Source organism: Streptomyces sp. NRRL WC-3605, assembly GCF_001509795.1.
Taxonomy (GTDB): Bacteria; Actinomycetota; Actinomycetes; order Streptomycetales; family Streptomycetaceae; genus Streptomyces; species Streptomyces viridochromogenes.
The window spans coordinates 31,715-51,347 of record NZ_LLZN01000054.1 but is presented as its reverse complement, the minus strand read 5'-3'; the positions used below and the strand labels follow the sequence as shown (position 1 = coordinate 51,347).

General features: G+C 72.6%; 18 protein-coding genes. 11 read left to right on the top strand and 7 right to left on the bottom strand.

Annotated features, from left to right (window positions below):
- Window positions 1-37: 37 nt before the first annotated feature.
- Window positions 38-895 carry a DUF4429 domain-containing protein gene (locus ADL34_RS16355; protein ID WP_062667281.1) on the top strand — a complete coding sequence of 286 codons (858 nt, stop codon included), beginning with the start codon at window positions 38-40 and terminating at the stop codon, window positions 893-895.
- Window positions 896-916: 21 nt separating this feature from the next.
- Here ADL34_RS16355 and ADL34_RS16350 read toward each other — a convergent pair whose 3' ends face one another.
- Both ADL34_RS16350 and ADL34_RS16345 read right to left on the bottom strand, forming a co-directional pair.
- Entirely contained in the window at window positions 917-1,930 is a 1,014-nt protein-coding gene (locus ADL34_RS16350) for an aldo/keto reductase (RefSeq protein ID WP_062667280.1), read from the bottom strand.
- The gene (locus ADL34_RS16345) at window positions 1,927-2,409 is read right to left on the bottom strand and encodes a MerR family transcriptional regulator (protein WP_062667277.1); all 483 of its coding nucleotides are present in this window, start codon (window positions 2,407-2,409) and stop codon (window positions 1,927-1,929) included. The genes ADL34_RS16350 and ADL34_RS16345 overlap by 4 nt, the downstream gene beginning before the upstream one ends.
- A 151-nt stretch (window positions 2,410-2,560) precedes the next feature.
- Here ADL34_RS16345 and ADL34_RS16340 point away from each other — a divergent pair, with 151 nt between their 5' ends.
- Window positions 2,561-3,376, top strand: coding sequence for a serine hydrolase domain-containing protein (locus ADL34_RS16340; protein WP_062667275.1), 816 nt, complete (start codon window positions 2,561-2,563; stop codon window positions 3,374-3,376).
- A 6-nt stretch (window positions 3,377-3,382) separates the two neighbouring features.
- Here ADL34_RS16340 and ADL34_RS16335 read toward each other — a convergent pair whose 3' ends face one another.
- Together ADL34_RS16335 and ADL34_RS16330 are read right to left on the bottom strand one after the other, a co-directional pair.
- Window positions 3,383-5,635, bottom strand: a complete 2,253-nt coding sequence (locus ADL34_RS16335; RefSeq protein WP_062667273.1) for an MMPL family transporter — start codon at window positions 5,633-5,635, stop codon at window positions 3,383-3,385.
- 108 nt (window positions 5,636-5,743) lie between these two features.
- On the bottom strand, window positions 5,744-6,397 hold the full coding sequence (locus ADL34_RS16330) for a pirin family protein (RefSeq protein ID WP_062667624.1): 654 nt from the start codon (window positions 6,395-6,397) through the stop codon (window positions 5,744-5,746).
- An 85-nt stretch (window positions 6,398-6,482) separates the two neighbouring features.
- On the opposite strand from ADL34_RS16330, the gene fasR reads away from it, so the two are divergent.
- From fasR to fabF, 5 genes are all read left to right on the top strand, one after another.
- Window positions 6,483-7,688 carry a fatty acid biosynthesis transcriptional regulator FasR gene (gene fasR, locus ADL34_RS16325; protein WP_062667271.1) on the top strand — a complete coding sequence of 402 codons (1,206 nt, stop codon included), beginning with the start codon at window positions 6,483-6,485 and terminating at the stop codon, window positions 7,686-7,688.
- Between the two features lie 89 nt (window positions 7,689-7,777).
- Window positions 7,778-8,689 carry an ACP S-malonyltransferase gene (locus ADL34_RS16320; RefSeq protein WP_062667268.1) on the top strand — a complete coding sequence of 304 codons (912 nt, stop codon included), beginning with the start codon at window positions 7,778-7,780 and terminating at the stop codon, window positions 8,687-8,689.
- A 16-nt stretch (window positions 8,690-8,705) separates the two neighbouring features.
- Window positions 8,706-9,704 carry a ketoacyl-ACP synthase III gene (locus ADL34_RS16315; RefSeq protein WP_062667266.1) on the top strand — a complete coding sequence of 333 codons (999 nt, stop codon included), beginning with the start codon at window positions 8,706-8,708 and terminating at the stop codon, window positions 9,702-9,704.
- Window positions 9,705-9,814: 110 nt separating this feature from the next.
- Window positions 9,815-10,063: an acyl carrier protein gene (locus tag ADL34_RS16310; RefSeq protein WP_004001566.1), complete on the top strand. Its 249-nt coding sequence runs from the start codon at window positions 9,815-9,817 to the stop codon at window positions 10,061-10,063.
- Between the two features lie 86 nt (window positions 10,064-10,149).
- Window positions 10,150-11,421 (top strand): beta-ketoacyl-ACP synthase II, encoded by a 1,272-nt coding sequence (gene fabF, locus ADL34_RS16305; RefSeq protein ID WP_062667264.1) that lies wholly within the window; start codon window positions 10,150-10,152, stop codon window positions 11,419-11,421.
- Window positions 11,422-11,520: 99 nt separating this feature from the next.
- Here the strand turns inward: fabF and ADL34_RS16300 are convergent, their stop codons facing one another.
- On the bottom strand, window positions 11,521-12,015 hold the full coding sequence (locus ADL34_RS16300) for a DUF3145 domain-containing protein (RefSeq protein WP_062667262.1): 495 nt from the start codon (window positions 12,013-12,015) through the stop codon (window positions 11,521-11,523).
- A 254-nt stretch (window positions 12,016-12,269) separates the two neighbouring features.
- On the opposite strand from ADL34_RS16300, the gene ADL34_RS16295 reads away from it, so the two are divergent.
- Together ADL34_RS16295 and ADL34_RS16290 are read left to right on the top strand one after the other, a co-directional pair.
- Window positions 12,270-13,160 carry an SGNH/GDSL hydrolase family protein gene (locus tag ADL34_RS16295; protein ID WP_062667259.1) on the top strand — a complete coding sequence of 297 codons (891 nt, stop codon included), beginning with the start codon at window positions 12,270-12,272 and terminating at the stop codon, window positions 13,158-13,160.
- A gap of 10 nt (window positions 13,161-13,170) precedes the next feature.
- Window positions 13,171-14,148, top strand: a complete 978-nt coding sequence (locus ADL34_RS16290; RefSeq protein WP_062667257.1) for an aldose epimerase family protein — start codon at window positions 13,171-13,173, stop codon at window positions 14,146-14,148.
- A 76-nt stretch (window positions 14,149-14,224) separates the two neighbouring features.
- On the opposite strand, the gene ADL34_RS16285 is transcribed toward ADL34_RS16290, so the two are convergent.
- Window positions 14,225-16,660, bottom strand: a complete 2,436-nt coding sequence (locus ADL34_RS16285) for a glycoside hydrolase family 3 protein (RefSeq protein ID WP_062667255.1) — start codon at window positions 16,658-16,660, stop codon at window positions 14,225-14,227.
- Window positions 16,661-16,762: 102 nt separating this feature from the next.
- Between ADL34_RS16285 and ADL34_RS16280 the strand changes: the two genes are divergently transcribed.
- Window positions 16,763-17,344, top strand: a complete 582-nt coding sequence (locus ADL34_RS16280) for a TetR/AcrR family transcriptional regulator (RefSeq protein ID WP_062667252.1) — start codon at window positions 16,763-16,765, stop codon at window positions 17,342-17,344.
- A 108-nt stretch (window positions 17,345-17,452) separates the two neighbouring features.
- On the top strand, window positions 17,453-18,709 hold the full coding sequence (locus ADL34_RS16275) for a pyroglutamyl peptidase (protein WP_079034109.1): 1,257 nt from the start codon (window positions 17,453-17,455) through the stop codon (window positions 18,707-18,709).
- On the opposite strand, the gene ADL34_RS16270 is transcribed toward ADL34_RS16275, so the two are convergent.
- Window positions 18,699-19,493: an EI24 domain-containing protein gene (locus ADL34_RS16270; protein ID WP_062667250.1), complete on the bottom strand. Its 795-nt coding sequence runs from the start codon at window positions 19,491-19,493 to the stop codon at window positions 18,699-18,701. The two genes, ADL34_RS16275 and ADL34_RS16270, sit on opposite strands and share 11 nt — an antisense overlap.
- Window positions 19,494-19,633: the final 140 nt, after the last annotated feature.

Below are 19,633 nucleotides of genomic sequence, written 5' to 3'. Positions count from 1 at the left end.
GCGCGGGGTGGGGACGGAGGAACACGTGCCGCATACGATGAGCCGCATGGGTGACGTACTGGCCGGATTTCATGCCGCCTGGGAGTTCGAGTCCGACTCCGTGCTCATCCGTTACGAACGGGGCCTTCGGACACCCAAGCTGTTCCAGGCCCTCGGGGAGCGCCGCGTCCCCTACCGGGCGATCGCCGACGTGACGCTGACGCCGGGCAGACGCGGGACCGTGGTGCTGCGTCTCGAACTGCGCTCGGGCGCCGATCCGTTGCTGGCGGCGGCCGCCGGGCAGCTGAAGGAGGGCAGCGACCCGTACCGGCTGGTGCTGCCGGCCGAGCGGGAGACGCTCGCCGAGTACTACCGCGACGAGGTGCGGGACCGGCTGACCGACTCCGAGGCGGCCGAGGAGTTCCTCGTGGGCGCCCCCGAGGTGCCGTTGCAGTTCAAGGCATATGACGGGAAAGCCTCGTTCGATGGGAAAATCGCCCATTTCCGATGGTTCTGGACGGGTGCCTCCTCGGCGAAGTGGAAGGCGGGCGACCAGAGTTTCCCGGTGACCGAGCTGAGCGGTGTCGAATGGCGCTCGCCCGAGGTCTTCGAGGGGCATCTGCGGCTGCTGCGGCGGGACTCCTCGCAGCAGCCGGCGCAGGCCGACCAGGACCCGGCGGCCGTCGTCTTCGGGCTCGGGTACGGGCCGGTGCACGAGTCGCTGCCGTTCGCCGCGGCCGTGCTCGCGGCGGTCCGCCGGGCCGAACCGGTGGCCGCGACGCCGGCCGGGACGCCGCGGCGCGACCCGGCCGACATCGCCGAGCGGATCCGTCATCTCGGCGAGCTGCACCAGGCGGGGCTGGTGACGGACGAGGAGTTCGCCGGCAAGAAGGCGGAACTGCTCGCCGAGCTGTGACGGCTCCCGGTACGAGGGCTGCTACTCCCGGCCGGCGGAGGTGAAGGACATGTCCGCGTAGCGGGTGCCGGCCACCCTCTGCGCCAGCGGCTCCAGCAGGGCCAGCTCCGCCGCGTCCAGCTCGACGCGGGTCGCCGCCGTGTTCTCCTCCACCCGGGAGGGCCTGCGGGTGCCGGGGATCGGGACCACGGGCAGCCCGTGCACCGCCGCGCGCTGCTGCACCCAGGCCAGCGCGATCTGACCGGGCGTCGCACCCCGGGCCTCGGCGAGGGCGCGGATCGGCTCGAGCAGGGCCGCGTTGGCCGAGGCGTTCTCACCCGTGTACCGGGGCTGCTGGCGGCGGAAGTCGTCGGCGCTCAGCTCCTCGGCGCGGGCGAAGGACCCGGTGAGGAAACCCCGGCCCAGCGGCGAGTACGGCACCAGCGTCACGCCCAGCTCGCGGGCGGCCGGCACGACACCGGACTCGATGTCCCGGCTGAACAGGGACCACTCGGACTGGACGGCCGCGATGGGGTGCACCGCCTGCGCCCGGCGCAGCTCGCCGGCCGTGACCTCGCTCAGGCCCAGCTGCCGCACCTTGCCCTCGCGGACCAGCTCGGCCATCACGCCGACGGTCTCCTCGAACGTCACCTCCACCTGGCGGCGGTGCATGTAGTAGAGGTCGATGACGTCGACGTCGAGCCGCTTCAGGCTCGCCTCGACGCACTGGCGGATGTAGGGCTCGTCGTTGCGGATGATCCGCTTCGTGGGGTCGTCGGGGTGGATCGCCAGACCGAACTTGGTGGCGATCACCACCTCGTCGCGGTGCGCCTTGAAGAAGGGAGCCAGGAACCGCTCGTTCTCGCCGCTGCCGTACGCGTCCGCCGTGTCGTACAGCGTGACGCCGAGCTCCAGCGCCCGCTCCAGGGTGGCCCGGGAGGCGTCCGCGTCGGAGGGGCCGTACGCGAAGCTCATGCCCATGCAGCCGAGGCCCTGGACGCCCACCTCGGGGCCGTCGGCGCCGAGGCGCGCGGTCGCTATCCTGCCGTCGTTCATCCGGCCTGCTCCGTCGTGTCGTCCATGTACCTCTCCTGTTCGAACCGGCGGCCGGCGCCGGAGTAGAAGTCGATCTTCCGGTCGAGCACCGCCAGGGTGTCCTGCAGTTCGGCGATCCGGGCGAGGACGTCGCGGCGGGTCGCCTCCAGCAGGTCGAAGCGCTCGCCGAAGGTGTGGTCGCCCGCCCGCACCAGCTCGGCGTAGCGGACCATGTCGGCGACCGGCATGCCGGTGAGCCGCAGCTTCCCGACGAGGTCGAGCCAGTCCAGGTCCCGGTTGCTGTAGCGGCGCTGCCCGGTGTGCGAGCGGTCGATGTGCGGCATGAGGCCGATGCGCTCGTACCAGCGCAGGGTGTGGGCCGTCAGGCCGGTGAACGCGACGACCTCGCTGATCGTGTAGCTGTCCTGGCCCTGGGGGCGCCGGCCGGGGCGCGGAGGGGCGGCGCAGCTGTCGGTGCTCGTGGTCTCCATCACCGTCATACCGTCCACGCTATGGCCTTCGAGTGCGCTCCAAGCAAGCGGAAACAGTGAGAAACGCGTGGGACATGGCCTGATTCTCCTGGCCGCCGCGTACGGAAGGGAGGGCGGACGCCGTGTCACGGCCTCCGGCGGCGAGGCTTAGGCTCGAGCCATGTCGCTGAGCAGCCTCGCACTGATCGAGAACTGGCCTGTTCCCACCGCCGCCGCCGGGGTCGTCCGCGCCGACGGCACGGTCCTCGGTACCCACGGCCCCGTCGGACACCGGTTCCCCCTGGCCTCGGTGACCAAGCCGCTGGCCGCCTACGCGGCGCTGGTCGCCTACGAGGAGGGCGCGGTCGAGCTCGACGAACCGGCCGGACCCGAGGGCTCGACGGTGCGGCATCTGCTCGCGCACACCTCCGGCCTGGCGTTCGACGAGCACCGGGTGACGGCCCCGCCCGGGGAGCGGCGGCTGTACTCCAACGCGGGGTTCGAGCAGCTCGGGGACCACATCGCCAAGGCGACCGACATCCCGTTCGCGGAGTATCTGCGCCAGGCGGTGCTGGAGCCGCTGGGCATGACGGCCACGTCCCTGGACGGCTCCCCGGCGAAGGACGGCGTGTCGACTGTCGCGGATCTGCTGCGGTTCGCGGCGGAGGTGCAGGCGCCCCGGCTGCTGGACCCGCGGACGGTCGCGGAGGCGATGACCGTGCAGTACCCGGGCACCAAGGGCGTCCTGCCGGGGTACGGGCATCAGAACCCCAACGACTGGGGGCTGGGCTTCGAGATCCGGGACGGCAAGGCGCCGCACTGGACGGGCGCCTCGTCCTCGCCGCGCACCTTCGGGCACTTCGGTCAGTCGGGGACGTTCCTGTGGATCGACCCGGACGCGGGCGTGGCCTGTGCGGCGCTGGCGGACCGGGCGTTCGGGCCGTGGGCGGCCGAGGTGTGGCCGCCTTTCACGGACGCGGTGCTGGCCGAGGTGTAGCCCGGGTCAGCGGTCGTCCGGAGCGCCGGGCGCGGGCAGGGCCCCGAGCCTCTCGCCGGTGCCCTCGGTGTCGATGTGCGGCAGGATCCGGTCCAGCCACCGGGGCGTCCACCAGGCGTGCTCGCCGAGCAGCGTCATCACGGCCGGCACCATCAGCAGGCGGACCACGGTGGCGTCGATGAGCACGCTGACGGCGAGTCCCAGGCCCAGCATCTTCACGACGATGTTGTCGCTGATGATGAAGGCGGCGAACACGCTCACCATGATCAGCGCCGCGCAGGTGATCACCCGTGCCGTGATCTCCAGCGCGTGGGCGACGGAGTCCTTGGCGTCCCCGGTGCGCCTCCACGCCTCGTGCACCCGGGACAGCAGGAAGATCTCGTAGTCCATGCTCAGGCCGAAGATGATCGCGAACATCATCATCGGCACATAGCTCTCGATGGGCACCTTGCCGTGCACGCCCAGCGCGGGCCCGCCCCACCCCCACTGGAAGACGGCGACGACGACACCGTACGAGGCCGCGATCGACAGGACGTTGAGGACGGCCGCCTTCACGGCGACCAGCAGGCCGCGGAAGACCGCGAGAACGATCAGGAAGGCCAGGCCGACCACCACGAGGATGATCCAGGGCAGGCGCTCCGCGACGATGTTCCGGAAGTCGACCTGGGCGGCGGTGGTCCCGGTGACATAGCCCTTGGCGGCGGTGCCGGACGCCGCGTCGGGGAGCGTGTGGTCGTAGAGGCGGTTGACGAGGTTCGTGGTGTCCTTGTTCTGCGGCGACACCGACGAGTAGACCGTGCCGACCAGGACGTCGCCGTCCTGCGTCGGCTGGAGCGGGCTGACGAAGGAGGTGCCGGACGCCTCGTCCAGGGCCTGCTGGGTCTTCGAGGCCAGGTCGGAGCGCTGGGAGTCCGGTACGTCGCTCTGGTCGACGACGACGGTGAGCGGTCCGTTCGAGCCCGCGCCGAAGGCGTCCGTCATCAGGTCGAAGGCGCGCCGGTCGGTGAAGGACGTGGGGTCGGCGCCGTCGCCGATGTGCCCGAGCTGGATCGAGAAGACGGGGATCGCGAGCACCGCGACGGTGACCACGCCGGCGGCCAGGTACCGCCACGGATGGTGCTCCACCCGCTTCGCGTACCGGTGCCAGGTGCCCTGCGCCGTGTCGCCGCCCGCCTCGGTCTCGGCCACGGGCCGGCGCACGTGCCAGCGGTCGATGCCGCGGCCGACCAGCCCGAGCAGGGCCGGGACCAGGGTCAGCGCGCCGAGGACGGCGGAGACGACCGTGACGGCTGCGGCGACGCCGAGCAGGCCGATGAAGGTCACGCCGGACACCCACAGGCCCATCAGGGCGACGATCACCGTGGTGCCGGAGACCAGGACCGCGCGTCCGCTGGTGGCGGCGGCGTGCCCGGCGGCGCGCACCGGGTCGGCGCCGTCCATGAGGTTCTGCCGGTGCCGGGTGAGCAGGAAGAGCGCGTAGTCGATGCCGACGCCGAGACCGATCATCGTGGCCAGCGTGGGCGAGACGGTGGCGAACGTGAACGCGAGGGCGAGCAGCCCGAGGCAGGCCAGTCCGCCGACCACCGCGATCAGCGCGGAGACCAGCGGCAGCACGGCGCCGGCGACGCTGCCGAAGCCGATCAGCAGGACGACGACGGCGACGCCGAACCCGATCGCCTCGCTGATCCGGTCGTTGCCCGCGGGCCGCTCCAGCTCGCCGAGCGAGCCGCCGTACTCGACCTCGACGCCGGCCTGTCGGAGCGGCTGCACCGCGCTGTCGACACCGTCCAGATAGCTGTCGCCGAGGAGGGAGGGCTGCTCGTCGAAGCGGATGGTGATATCGCCCGTCCTCCCGTCCGAGGACAGCGGCCCGACCTTGGTGGAGGTGGCCTCCAGCGGGTTCTGCACGCTCAGGACGTGCGGCAGTTTCTGGAGGTCGGAGACGGCGGTCGACAGCTGCGAACCGAAGGAGCTGAGCGGCTTGTCCGCGTCGTGCAGGACGATCTGGCTGCTGTAGCCGCCGGCCTGGGGGTCGTGCGCCTTGAGGACGTCCAGGCCCTTCTCGGACTGCACGTCGGACAGGGCGAAGTTGTCGGAGTACTCGCCGCCGTGGACGTGGTTGAGGGCCTGGAGCACGCCGAGGGCCACGACCCAGGCGGCGATCACGATCACGAAGTGGCGCGCGCACCACTGGCCGAGGCGTCGCAGTCCCCCCACCGGAGCGTCGCCCCGGTCCTCAGCGGTCTTGCGTCGGGCCATGCCCCGGCTCTTCTCTGCCGAGCGGTCACTGACCCCCTCATTGGATGCCGGGTGGATCATCCCGGCACCCGCTGACGCGGTCGCCGTGGGCCGTTCGGCTGACGCCGGTCAGCCGCTCATCTCCCAGACGAGCAGCTCGGCGGGGGTGAGCGCGACCGCCTCCAGGTCCGCGGCCCCGGTGACGCGGGCCGCGTCGCCCGGGCCCAGCTCCTCCCCGGCCAGCCGCACCTCGCCGCGCGCCACGTGCACGTACAGGTACGCCGCGTCCGGTACGGCCGTCCGCTCCCCCGGCGCGAGCCGCCGTACGTGGAGCATCGCGCCGGCCTCGGGGACGGCGTACGGGGTGGAGTCCGCGATGCCGTGGACGATCTCGTACGCCGGGTCGCCGCCCGGGGTCAGGGGCGCCAGCCAGGTCTGCACGAAGGTGAGGGGCACGTCGGCGTCGTTGCGTTCGACGTGCCGGACGCCGCCCGCCGAGCTGAGCCGCTGGACGTCGCCGGGCCGCACCACGGTGGCGTGGCCGGCGGAGTCGCGGTGGGTCAGCTCTCCCTCGACCACCCAGGTCACGATCTCGGTGTGGCTGTGCGGATGCTCGTCGAAGCCGGCGCCGGGCGCGAGCCGCTCCTCGTTGCAGGCGATGACCGCGCCGAAGCGGAGGTTGTCCGGGTCGTAGTGCGGGCCGAAGGAGAAGGCGTGGCGGGAGGTGATGCCCGCGGCCGGATCCCCTCCCGGATAGCGCTCCGCGGCGCGCCGTACGTCCATCACGGGGACCACCGTAGACCCACCGGGGAGCCCGCGGGCGACCCTCCGGCACGCTCGGGCGTCCCGATAAGGCAGTCTTGTCCCCGTGCCCGAACCCGTAACCCGAAAGTCCGAAGCCGCCGCGCACGACGTCCACGCCCACGCCGCGACCCTGAAGCGCCTGGAGAAGTCCTCCGGCTCGCTCGCCGCGCAGGCCATCGCGCGCATGGACGAGACGCTGCCGTGGTACCGGGCCATGCCCCCGGAGAACCGTTCCTGGATCGGCCTCGTCGCCCAGGCCGGCATCGCCGCGTTCACGGAGTGGTTCCGGCATCCCGACGCGCCGCAGGCGATCTCCACCGATGTCTTCGGCACCGCGCCGCGCGAGCTGACCCGGGCCATCACGCTGCGGCAGACCGTGGAGATGGTGCGCACCACCATCGAGGTCATGGAGTCGGCGATCGACGAGGTCGCGGCGCCCGGCGACGAGAGCGTCCTGCGCGAGGCGCTGCTGGTGTACGCCCGGGAGATCGCCTTCGCCACCGCGCAGGTCTACGCCCAGGCCGCCGAGGCACGCGGTGCCTGGGACGCCCGGCTGGAGTCCCTCGTGGTGAACGCCGTGCTCAGCGGGGAGGCCGACGAGGGGGCCGTCTCGCGGGCGGCCGCGCTCGGCTGGAACTCCCCGGACAACGTGTGCGTGGTGCTCGGGACCGCGCCCGACGGCGACAGCGAGCTGACGGTGGAGGCGATCCGCAGGGCCGCCCGGCACGCCAAGCTCCAGGTGCTGACGGGGGTGCTCGGGGACCGGCTGGTGGTGATCGCGGGCGGCAGCGACAACCCGCTGGCCGTGGCCAAGTCGCTGATCGGGCCGTACGCCGCCGGGCCGGTGGTGGCCGGGCCCGTCGTACCCGACCTGCTGGCCGCCACACGGTCCGCGCAGGCGGCGGCCGCCGGGCTGAAGGCGTGCACGGCCTGGCAGGACGCGCCGCGTCCGGTGCTCGCGGACGACCTCCTCCCGGAGCGCGCCATAGCCGGAGATCCGAGCGCGCGCGAGCAGTTGGTGGAGGAGATCTACAGACCGCTGGAGGAGGCGGGGTCGGCGCTGCTGGAGACGCTCGCCGTCTATCTCGAACAGGCGAGCAGTCTGGAGGGCGCGGCCCGCATGCTGTTCGTGCATCCCAACACCGTGCGCTACCGGCTCCGACGTGTGACTGACGTCACCGGCTGGTCACCCTCCGATGTACGCTCCGCGTTCACGCTGCGGATCGCGCTGATCCTGGGGCGTCTGGCCGACGGCGATCTCCAGCTCTAGGCTTTTGTCGGGGGCCCACAAAACCCCCTCGTGTTCTTCGTCCTTGTCCCCACGGGCGGCGTCGGCCGTCCCCAAGAGAGAGTGTGAGAGTGCTCGTACTCGTCGCTCCCGGCCAGGGCGCCCAGACGCCCGGCTTCCTGACCCCCTGGCTCGAACTGCCCGGTGCCGCCGACCGCCTCGGCGCCTGGTCGGACGCCATCGGACTGGACCTCGCCCACTACGGGACGCAGGCCGACGCGGACGCCATCCGGGACACCGCGGTGGCCCAGCCGCTGCTGGTCGCGGCCGGCCTGCTGTCCGCCGCGGCACTGGGTGACATCGTCCCCGGCGCCGTCGCCGGCCACAGCGTCGGTGAGATCACCGCGGCCGCCTACGCGGGCGTCCTCGACGACACCGCCGCGCTGACCCTCGTGCGCAAGCGGGGCCTGGCGATGGCCGAGGCCGCCGCGATCACCGAGACCGGCATGTCGGCGCTGCTCGGCGGCGACCCCGAGGTCAGCGTCGCGCACCTGGAGAAGCTGGGCCTGACCCCGGCGAACATGAACGGCGCCGGGCAGATCGTGGCCGCCGGCACCATGGAGCAGCTGGCCGCGCTGGGCGAGGACAAGCCCGAGGGCGTGCGCAAGGTCGTCCCGCTGAAGGTCGCCGGCGCGTTCCACACGCACCACATGGGCCCGGCCGTGGACAAGCTGGCCGAGGCCGCCAAGGAGCTCGTCCCCGCCGACCCGAAGGTCGCCTACGTCTCCAACAAGGACGGCCACGCGGTCACCACCGGCGCCGAGGTGCTGGAGCGCCTCGTCGGCCAGGTCGCCAACCCGGTCCGCTGGGATCTGTGCATGGAGACCTTCAAGGAGCTCGGCGTGACGGCCCTGATCGAGGCGTGCCCCGGCGGCACGCTGACCGGTCTGGCCAAGCGCGCGCTGCCGGGTGTGAAGACCCTGGCGCTGAAGACCCCCGACGATCTCGACGCTGCTCGCGAGCTCGTCGCAGAGCACGCCTGACAAGGAGCCCCGGAGCATGGCGAAGCTGAAGCCCAGCAAGGGCGCCCCGTACGCACGCATCCTCGGTGTGGGCGGGTACCGGCCCACGCGGGTGGTGCCCAACGAGGTGATCCTGGAGAAGATCGACTCGTCCGACGAGTGGATCCGTTCGCGCTCCGGCATCCAGACGCGGCACTGGGCGAACGACGAGGAGACGGTCGCCGCGATGTCGATCGAGGCGTCCGGCAAGGCGATCGCCGACGCCGGCATCGCGGCCGAGCAGATCGGCGGCGTGATCGTCTCGACCGTCTCGCACTTCAAGCAGACCCCGGCCGTCGCGACCGAGATCGCCGACAAGCTCGGCACGAACAAGGCCGCCGCCTTCGACATCTCGGCCGGCTGCGCGGGCTTCGGCTACGGCCTCACCCTCGCCAAGGGCATGATCGTCGAGGGTTCGGCGGAGTACGTCCTCGTCATCGGCGTGGAGCGGCTGAGCGACCTGACCGACCTGGAGGACCGCGCCACGGCCTTCCTGTTCGGCGACGGCGCCGGCGCGGTCGTCGTGGGCCCCTCCCAGGAGCCGGCGATCGGCCCCACGGTCTGGGGTTCCGAGGGCGACAAGTCCGAGACGATCAAGCAGACCGTGCCGTGGAACGAGTACGACAGCTCCACGGACAAGTTCCCCGCGATCACGCAGGAGGGCCAGGCGGTCTTCCGCTGGGCCGTGTTCGAGATGGCGAAGGTCGCCCAGCAGGCGCTGGACGCGGCCGGGATCACCCCGGACGACCTGGACGTCTTCATCCCGCACCAGGCCAACGAGCGGATCATCGACTCGATGGTGAAGACTCTCAAGCTGCCGGAGCACGTGACGGTCGCCCGTGACGTGCGCACCACCGGCAACACCTCGGCCGCCTCGATCCCGCTCGCGATGGAGCGGCTCCTGGCGACCGGTGAGGCGAAGAGCGGCGACACCGCGCTCGTCATCGGATTCGGGGCGGGTCTCGTCTACGCCGCCACGGTCGTTACTCTCCCCTAGGCACTCCGTGCCGGATCATGTGAACCGGCACGGGACGCGCACCACCTGCCGCTCGTGCGGCGGGCGCCCAACCCTCTGAAGAACCTGAACAACAACGAAGGAGCGCCACCATGGCCGCCACTCAGGAAGAGATCGTCGCCGGTCTCGCCGACATCGTCAACGAGATCGCCGGCATCCCGGTCGAGGACGTCCAGCTGGACAAGTCCTTCACCGACGACCTGGACGTCGACTCGCTGTCCATGGTCGAGGTCGTCGTCGCCGCCGAGGAGCGCTTCGACGTGAAGATCCCCGACGAGGACGTCAAGAACCTCAAGACCGTCGGCGACGCGACCGACTACATCCTCAAGCACCAGGGCTGATCCGCCGATCAGGCCCTTGGGCCGACTGCCCCGCCACCCGGCGGTGGCGCCGCTGAATCCTCGTATCCGTTGGAGAAAGAATTCCCGTGAGCCCGACCAATCGCACCGTGGTCGTCACCGGTATCGGCGCAACCACACCGCTGGGTGGCGACGCAGCCTCTACCTGGGAGGGCCTCGTCGCCGGACGTTCCGGCGTCAAGCCCCTGGAGCAGGACTGGGCCGCCGACCAGGCGGTCCGTATCGCCGCGACGATCGCCGTGGAGCCCACCGAGGTCATCCCGCGGCCGCAGGCCCGCCGTCTGGACCGTTCGGCGCAGTTCGCGCTGATCGCCGCCCAGGAGGCCTGGAAGGACGCCGGGTTCGAGGCCAAGGCCGGTGAGGACCCGAACGTCGACCCCGACCGGCTGGGCGCGGTCATCGCCTCCGGCATCGGCGGCGTGACGACGCTGCTCGACCAGTACGACGTGCTGAAGGAGAAGGGCGTCCGCCGCGTCTCCCCGCACACCGTCCCCATGCTGATGCCGAACGGCCCCTCCGCCAACGTCGGTCTGGCCGTGGGCGCCCGCGCGGGCGTGCACACGCCGGTGTCGGCGTGCGCCTCGGGCGCCGAGGCCATCGGCTACGCCATCGAGATGATCCGCACCGGCCGTGCCGACGTCGTGATCGCGGGCGGCACGGAGGCGGCCATCCACCCGCTGCCGATCGCCGCGTTCGGCAACATGATGGCGATGTCCAAGAACAACGACGACCCGCAGGGCGCGTCGCGTCCCTACGACGTCGCCCGCGACGGCTTCGTCCTCGGCGAGGGCGCCGGTGTGATCGTCCTGGAGTCCGCCGAGCACGCCGCGAAGCGCGGTGCCCGCGTGTACGCGGAGGCGGTCGGGCAGGGCATCTCGGCCGACGCGCACGACATCGTGCAGCCGGAGCCGGAGGGCCGCGGCATCTCGCACGCCCTGCAGAACCTGCTGGACCGCACCGACCTGGACCCGGCGGAGATCGTGCACGTGAACGCGCACGCCACGTCGACGCCGGCCGGTGACATCGCCGAACTGAAGGCGCTGCGCAAGGTCTTCGGCGACGACGCCGACCACATGGCCGTCTCCGCCACCAAGTCGATGACCGGTCACCTGCTGGGCGGTGCCGGCGGTGTCGAGAGCGTGGCGGCCGTGCTGGCGCTCTACCACCGGGTGGCCCCGCCGACCATCAACGTGGAGAACCTCGACCCGGAGGCCGAGGCGAACGCCGACGTGGTCCGCGGCGAGGCCCGCAAGCTGCCCGTGGAGGGCCGTATCGCCGCGCTGAACGACTCGTTCGGCTTCGGCGGGCACAACGTGGTCCTGGCGTTCCGGACGGTCTGAGCGACCCCCGTACGCACGGGAAGGGCCCCCGCCTTCGAGGCGGGGGCCCTTTCGTGTGCCCGGGGGTGAGCGGGTGTCGGACCGCTGTCGGACCGTCCGTCAGACCACTTGGTGCAGCCAGCGCACCGGCGCGCCCTCGCCCGCGTACCGGAAGGGTTCCAGTTCGTCGTCCCACGGCTTGCCGAGGAGCTTGGCGATCTCCGCCTCCAGGTCCGCCTCCTCGCGCTGGGCGCGCGTCAGGGCGGCGCGCAGCCGGTCCTCGGGGATCAGGATGTCGCCGTGCATGCCCGTGACGGCGTGGAAGATGCCCAGGTCGGGGGTGCAGCTGTAGCGCTCGCCCTCGGCGGTGGGGCAGGGCTCGGCGGTCACCTCGAAGCGCAGCAGCTGCCAGCCGCGCAGGGCGGACGCCAGCTTGGACGCCGTGCCGGCCTCGCCCTGCCAGGAGAACTCCGAGCGCCAGGTGCCGGGCGCGGCGGGCTGCCGGATCCAGTCGAGGTTGACGCGCGTGCCGAGCACCCCGGCGACGGCCCACTCGACGTGCGGGCACATCGCGCGCGGCGCGGAGTGCACGTACAGAACTCCACGTGTCGTCACCGGGACCTCCGGGCTGAGCGGACATTGTGCGAACTGGCGGACGAGCGTGGCCGGGGAGCCACGTTTGATGGCGAGGCTACCGTGCGGCGGGGCAAGGAGTGTGACGTACCGTCGGTCCCGGGGCCGTGAAACGCCCGCCATTCACCCGGCAGGACGCCTGTACGGGTGTGAGCCGTTGCATGCGCGGGCCGGGAACCCGGGTGCGGTGTCATGGGTTGGACACACTGACGGCTCCGACGAGGGGATGGACGGGTATGCGGAAGCGACGTGGTGTCACACGCGCTGTCCTCGCCGCCGTGACCGCGGCCGTGCTGGGCGTGTCCGGCTGTGACGCGGTGGGCGGCGCGTCCCCCGCCCCGTCGGGCACGGAGGCGCGCGGCGGGCGGCCCACGCCGAAGCCGACGCCGGTGTGGGACCGAAGTCCCGCCTCGGTCGCGGCGGTCGGCGACTCGATCACCACCGGCTTCGACGCCTGTGCGGTCCTGTCGGACTGCCCGGAGGTGTCCTGGGCGACCGGCACCCGTCCGGCGGTCGACAGCCTGGCGGTACGGCTGCTCGGCCGGGCGAGGGCGGCGGAGCACAGCTGGAACCACGCGGTGACCGGGGCCCGGATGGAGGACGTCCCCGGCCAGATGGCCCGGGCCGTGACGCACCGGCCGCAGCTGGTCGCGGTGATGGCGGGCGCCAACGACGCCTGCCGCAGGTCGGTCGGCTCGATGACGCCGGTGGCCGAGTTCCGCGCGAGCTTCGAGGAGGCGCTGCGCACGCTGCGCCGGTCGCTGCCGAAGTCCCAGGTGTACGTGGCGAGCGTGCCGAATCTGATGCGGCTGTGGGAGCAGGGCCGCTCGAGCCCGATGGGCCGGCAGGTGTGGAAGCTGGGGATCTGCCCGTCGATGCTGGGGGACGCGGAGTCCTTGACGGCGGCGGCGAACGAGCGCCGGGCGACCGTGCAGGGCCGGGTCGAGGCGTACAACAAGGCGCTGAAGGACGTGTGCGCGAAGGACCGCCGCTGCCGGTTCGACGGCGGGGCGGTGTACGACTTCCGGTTCGGCCGGGCGCAGTTGAGCCAGTGGGACTTCTTCCATCCGAGCGTCGACGGTCAGGCGCGGCTGGCGGAGATCGCCTACCGGACGGTCACGAACTAGTGTTCCGCTCATGAGCGAACACTTCGGCACACTTTCCGACGGCACGAAGGTCCATCGCTGGACCCTGGAGCGCGCGGGCGTTCGGGTGCGAGTCCTGTCGTACGGCGGGATCGTGCAGTCACTGGAGGTGCCCGACCGTGACGGCCGGACGGCCGACGTGGTCCTCGGTTTCGCCGATCTCGACGGGTACGTGACGCATCCCGGGCCGTACCTCGGCGCTCTGATCGGGCGGTACGCCAACCGGATCGCGGGCGGCCGTTTCCCGCTGGACGGAGTGACCTACGCGCTCGACCCGAACACCCCGCCCAACTCGCTGCACGGCGGCGCCCGGGGCTTCGACAAGCGTGTGTGGGACGTGACGCCCGTGGAGCACGGGCTGCGCCTGACCCGGGTCAGTCCGCACGGCGAGGAGGGCTTCCCGGGGCGCCTGGAGGTGACGGCGACGTACACCCTGGAGGCCGGCGGGGCGCTGCGGTTCGTGTACGAGGCGGTGACGGACGCGCCGACCGTGGTCAGTCTGACCAACCACAGCTACTTCAACCTCGCGGGGGCGGCCTCCGGTGACGCGGGCGGCCATGAACTGCGCCTGGCGGCCTCCCGGTTCACCCCGGTCGACACGGACCTGATCCCGACCGGCGCGCTGGAGGACGTCACGGGCACCCGTTTCGACTTCCGCCGGCTCCGCAAGGTCGGCTCCGGGTACGACCACAACTTCGTGCTGGACAAGGGCGTGACCCAGGACGCGCGGGAGGTCGCCGAGCTGTACGACCCCTCGACCGGGCGGGCGCTGACGGTGGCCACGACCGAACCGGGCCTGCAGCTGTACACGGCCGACAAGCTGGACGAGCCCTTCTCCCCCGGCGACGGCATCGCGCTGGAGACCCAGCACTTCCCGGACTCCCCGAACCGGCCGGAGTTCCCGAGCACGGTGCTGCGGCCCGGCGAGACGTACCGGTCGGAGACGGTGTACGCCTTCTCGGCGCGCTGACGGGCGGAGGAAGGCCCGAGCCCCGGTCCCGGTGTCAGGGCCCGGACCGGGGCTGTTCCTGGGTACTTCTCCCGGGTCAGACGTTAATCGTCGCGGTCAGCCTGCGGTCGGAGATCGAGCGTCCGAGCTGAATCTCGTACGAACCCTTCACAAAGGTCCACGCCCCGGTCGTCTCGTCCCACACCTCGAAAGCCCGGCGGGGCAACTCGATCACGGCCTCGCCGCTCTCGCCCGGCCCGGCCTGCACCCCGGCGAACCCGGCGAGCCACCGCGCCGGCCGCTCGGCGTCCGGCTCCGCGGGCGCCAGGTAGACCTGGACGACCTCGCGGCCCGGCCGCTCTCCGGTGTTGCGTACCCGCACCCGGACCGTGCTGCCCTTGACCTCGGCGGACTCGTACGTCCACGTGGTGTAGCCGAGGCCGTGCCCGAACGGGTACGCCGGGGCACGGCCCGCCTGCTCCCAGGCGCGGTAGCCGATGAAGACGCCCTCGGAGTAGACGAGTTCGCCGTCGGTGGGGACGACCTCGGTGACCGGGGCGTCGGCAAGCGGTCCCCAGGTGGTGGGCAGCCGGCCGCCGGGCTCCTCGGCGCCGGTGAGCACGTCGGCGAGGGCCGCGCCGCCCTCCTGCCCCGGGAACCAGCCGAGCAGCACGGCGGCGACCTCCTCACGCCACGGCAGCTCCACCGGGGAGCCGGAGTTCACGACGACGACCGTGCGCGGGTTGGCGGCGGCGACGGCGCTGACCAGGTCGTCCTGGCGGCCGGGCAGCCGCAGGTCGGTGCGGTCGAAGCCCTCCGACTCGACGCGTTCGGTGGTGGCGACAACGACGACGGCGGTGTCGGCGGCGCGCGCGGCCTCGGCGGCCTCGGCGATGAGCTCGCCGGGGTCGCGCAGCGGCTCCTGGTGCGCGAGCGTGAAGCCGACGACCCTCAGCGGGGCGCCCTCGGGGTGCTCTACGACATAGGTGAGGGAGACCTCGACGGGGGTGCCGGCGGTGAGTTCGGGCTGGGCACGCGGGACGGGAGCGCCGAAGAAGCTGATGAAGGGGTCGTCCTTGGTGGGGCGCTGGACGTCGTCGTAGTACGTCGTGCCGTCGATGACGAGCGCGAAGGCGCCGATGCCCTTGATGCCGAAGGTGTGGGCGCCGCTGACGCGCGGGGTGAACGTGCCGGTCAGCTCGACGCTGTGCAGGGTCTCGTGGGTGACGCCGTCGGGGAGGTCGGAGCCCATCCACTGGATGTGCCCGCTGGGCGCCGAGCCGGTGCCGAGGACGTTCCCGTCGGCGTCCCGGCACACGGCCCGCAGGGTGAAGCCGCGGTCGGCGACGCCGAGTTCGGTGCTGGGGTCGGCGCCGACGGCGTAGGTCAGGGCGCCCTCCGGGAGGGCGGCGGTGAGGCCGTCGAGCGGGGAGACGGTGTGGTCCGGGAAGACGGTCGCGGAGCCGCCGCCGAGGGCCCGGGCGTCGCGGGCGGCGCCGCCGATCAGGGCGACCGTGCCGCCGGGCGGCAGCGGAAGGGCGTCCTGGTTGCGGACCAGGACGAAGGAGCGGCGGGCGATCTCGCGGGCGAGGGCGGGGCCGTCGGTCTCCGGCGGGAGCTCGGTGACGGCCGGTTCGGCGCCGGGGAGGATGCCGACGCGGGCGGCCAGCCGCAGGACGTTGCGTACCGCGTCGTCGACCCGGGTCTCGGGGACCTCGCCGGCGCGGACGGCCCGGGCGAGGGCTTCGCCGTAGACGGTGCGGGGGCCGGGCATGGCGATGTCGAGGCCGCCGTCGAGGGCGGCGGCGGTGTCGCGGGCGGCGGCCCAGTCGGAGACGTTGACGCCGTCGAAGCCCCACTCGCCGCGCAGCACCTCCTCGACGAGGCGGCGGTGCTCGGTCATGGTCGTGCCGTTGACCGTGTTGTACGCCGTCATCACGCCCCAGGGGCGGGCGTGTTCCACGATGTGCTCGAAGGGCGCCAGATACAGCTCGCGCAGGGCGCGTTCGCCGACGACGTTGTTCACCGTGAAGCGCTCGGTCTCGGCGTCGTTGGCGACGAAGTGCTTCACGGTGGTGCCGACGCCGCCGGACTGGACACCCGCCACATAGCCCGCGCCGATGACCCCGGTGAGGTACGGGTCCTCGCTGTACGCCTCGAAGTGGCGTCCGCCGAGCGGCGAGCGGTGCAGGTTGACGGTAGGGGCGAGCAGGACGTGGACGCCCTTGCGGCGGGCCTCCTGGGCGAGGAGGACACCGGCGCGGCGGGCGAGGTCCGGGTCCCAGGCGGCGGCGAGAGCGGTCGGGGACGGCAGGGCGACGGAGGGGTCGTCGGCGGTCCAGCGCACCCCGCGGACGCCGATCGGGCCGTCGGACATCACGAGGGAGGGCAGGCCGATCCCGGGCAGGGCGGGCAGGGTCCACATGTCCTGGCCGGAGAGCAGCCGTGTCTTCGCGTCGAGGTCGAGCCGGGCGAGGGCCGCCTCCACGACCGTCTCCCGTGCTGCGTCGGCCTGGGTGCGCGTTCCCGCCATCGCGGTGCCTCCTCGTCGAGTCCGGGCTGTGGCACCATCCTGCATCGGTCACCTGTCGACTGGTAGGTTTCGTTATCCGCGTGTTACATAAGGGGTGGGCGCATCCCGTACGGTGACGCCATGAACGCGAGGGTCAGGGGCGAGGAGCGCCGCGCCGAGATCGTCCGGGCGGCGCTGGAGGTGATCGCCGAGCGCGGCTACCGGGGCGCGAGCCTGGCCGCGGTCGCCGAACGGGTGGGGCTCACCCAGCAGGGCCTGATGCACCACTTCCCGACCAAGGACGCGCTGCTCGTCGCCGTGCTCCAGGAGCGGGACCGGTGGGACGCCGTGCCGGACAGCCGGTGGCGGGTCGATCTGCTCGCCGCGCTGGTCGAGTACAACGCGATGCGGCCCGGAATCGTCCAGACCTTCTCGGCGCTGCTCGGCGAGAGCGTGACGGACGACCACCCGGCGCGGGCGTTCTTCTCCGAGCGGTACACCCGGGTGCGGGCGAGCATGGCGGAGATGCTGCGCTCCGAGTACGGCGACCGGCTGCCGAACGGTCTGACGCCCGAGCGCACCGCCCCGCTGCTGGTCGCCGTCATGGACGGGCTGCAGTACCAGTGGCTGCTGGACCCCGCGTCGGTGGACATGCCGGGCGCGTTCCGGGACTTCCTGCGGCTGCTGGGCGAGCGGCCGGACTGACGGCGGTGGACGGACGGGCCGCACGCACCATGGCGTGGACCTCTCCCGTCACGCGATACTTCCGGCGTCCCGCACGACCCCCACCGTGACGGAAGGACCCGAACTGCCGTGATATCCCCCCGTGTTCGGACCGGAGTGCTCGCCCTGGCCCTGCTGACCGGCCTCGCCGCGCCCGCCACCGGCACCGCCGCCGCCGAAACGGCCGCCGCGCCCACCGTCGAGGAGCAGCGGCTCTCCCAGCCGGTCCCCCAGGAGATCCTGCGCCGCTCCGGGTTCGGCACCGCCACCACCGCCTTCGCTCGCGCCCTGGACGGCGCGCACGGCTACGCGGCGGCCCGCCGGGCCGTCGAGCGCCACGGGACGGCGCTGTGGCGGCGGGCCGTCGACCGGGCGCAGGGGCGGGGACCGGCGGGCGGCGACCTGAGCCGGGACGACGACCGGCCGCTGTACTGGGCCCGGTTGACGATGACACGGGAACTGCGGACCTGGGAGCCGGGCTTCGCCCTCGGCGAGGGACGGCGGGCCGCGCTGCTGGACGCGCTGGAGCGGTCCTCGCGCGGGCAGGACGACCTCCGGCCGCCGCGCGAGAAGGGCGTCCGGCGCATCCTGGTCACCGGCTTCGACCCGTTCACCCTCGACCGCGACATCCGTATCTCCAACCCCTCGGGGGCGGCCGCGCTGGCGCTGGACGGCACGGTCGTGGAGACGGCGGCCGGTCCGGCGCGGGTGGAGACCGCCGTGTTCCCGGTGCGCTGGCGGGACTTCGCGGAAGGGACGGTGGAGCGGGCGCTGCGGCCGTACCTGGGGCGGGCCGACCTCTTCACGACCGTGAGCCAGGGACGGGTGGGGCGGTTCGACGTGGAGAGGACCAACGGGGCCTGGCGGGGCGGGTTCCCGGACAACGAGAACGCCTCCAGCACCGGACCGGTCCCGGTCGCCGACCCCGGCTCGCAGCCGCAGTGGACGACGACCACCCTGCCGCACGCGGCGATCGTCGCCGCCCCCACCGGCCGGTTCCCCGTGTACGACAACACGAGCGTGACCGAGATCCCGGCGGGAGGCACCGAGGCCGTCGTCCGGCCGGACGGGCCGACGCCCGGGTCCAGCGCCCGGGCCGGGGGCGGCGGGGACTACCTCTCCAACGAGATCGCCTACCGGGCGACGCTGCTGCGCGACCGGCTGGGGCTGCACGACGTGCTGCCGGGCGGGCATGTGCACACGCCGGTGCTGCAGTTCGGGGCGGGCAACACCGATCCGGTGTCGGGGGCGGTGACGGACCCGGAGTTCGTCCGCAACCGGCTGGACATCATCGCCCAGGTGCGCACGATCCTGACGGTGGCGGCCGGCAGTCCGGTCACCAGGTGACCTTCTCGCCCTCGGGCTCGGCCGGCTCGTCCTCCCGCGTCTCCTCCCCCGACAGCTCCCGGGCCATCAGCGTGGCGCCCGCGACCGCGCCGGGCATCAGGAACACCGCGACGAACGGCACCAGGAAGGCGGCGGCGAGCGGGGTGCCGAAGCCCCAGACGAGCATCTTGCGCGAGCGCAGGAGCGTCAGGCGGTCGCGCAGCTCGACGCGGCGGCGCTGGAGGGCGACCGCGGTCAGCTCCTCGGTGAGGAAGAAGCCGGTGACGACGACACCGAGCACCGGGACGGCCGTCTGGCCGACGACCGGGACGAATCCCGCCGCGAACAGCAGCACGCCCCAGACGGCGGCGCGCACCACGATCCGCAGGCTGTCGCGGCCCGAGATCCACAGCTCGCGCCAGAGCGGCAGTCCGGACTCGGGCGCGGTGCCGTCGGGCGAGACGTCCCGGTCGACCCGCTCCGAGAGGCTCTCGTAGAAGGGCTGGCCGATCAGCAGGGTGACGGCGGTGAAGGTGACCACGGACAGCAGCAGGGCCAGGGCGAACAGGACGGCGGTGAGCAGCCCGCGGAACAGGCCCCGCCAGGGGCTCGCCCAGCCGTCGGCGAACGGGGTCGACCAGCTCACGAGGTCCTGGCCCCACAGCGCGAGGGCCACGAGCGTGGCCGCGTACAGCACCAGGGTGATCAGGCCCGGGATCAGCCCGAAGCCGTACTGCCTGCCATGGCGGGCCACCCATCGCTGGCCCTGGAGGAGAAACCTGAAACCGGCACCGAGATCGCGCATGCGGATCACTGTAGACGGGGTGTGTCACGCCGCCGTCACGGCCGCTTCGATGCCCGGTCACGGCGGCCGGGCGGGCCCCACCGGGGGGGAATGGGCCGGGACGGAGCGGGTGTTGTGATCACGGCGGACATCACGGGCCA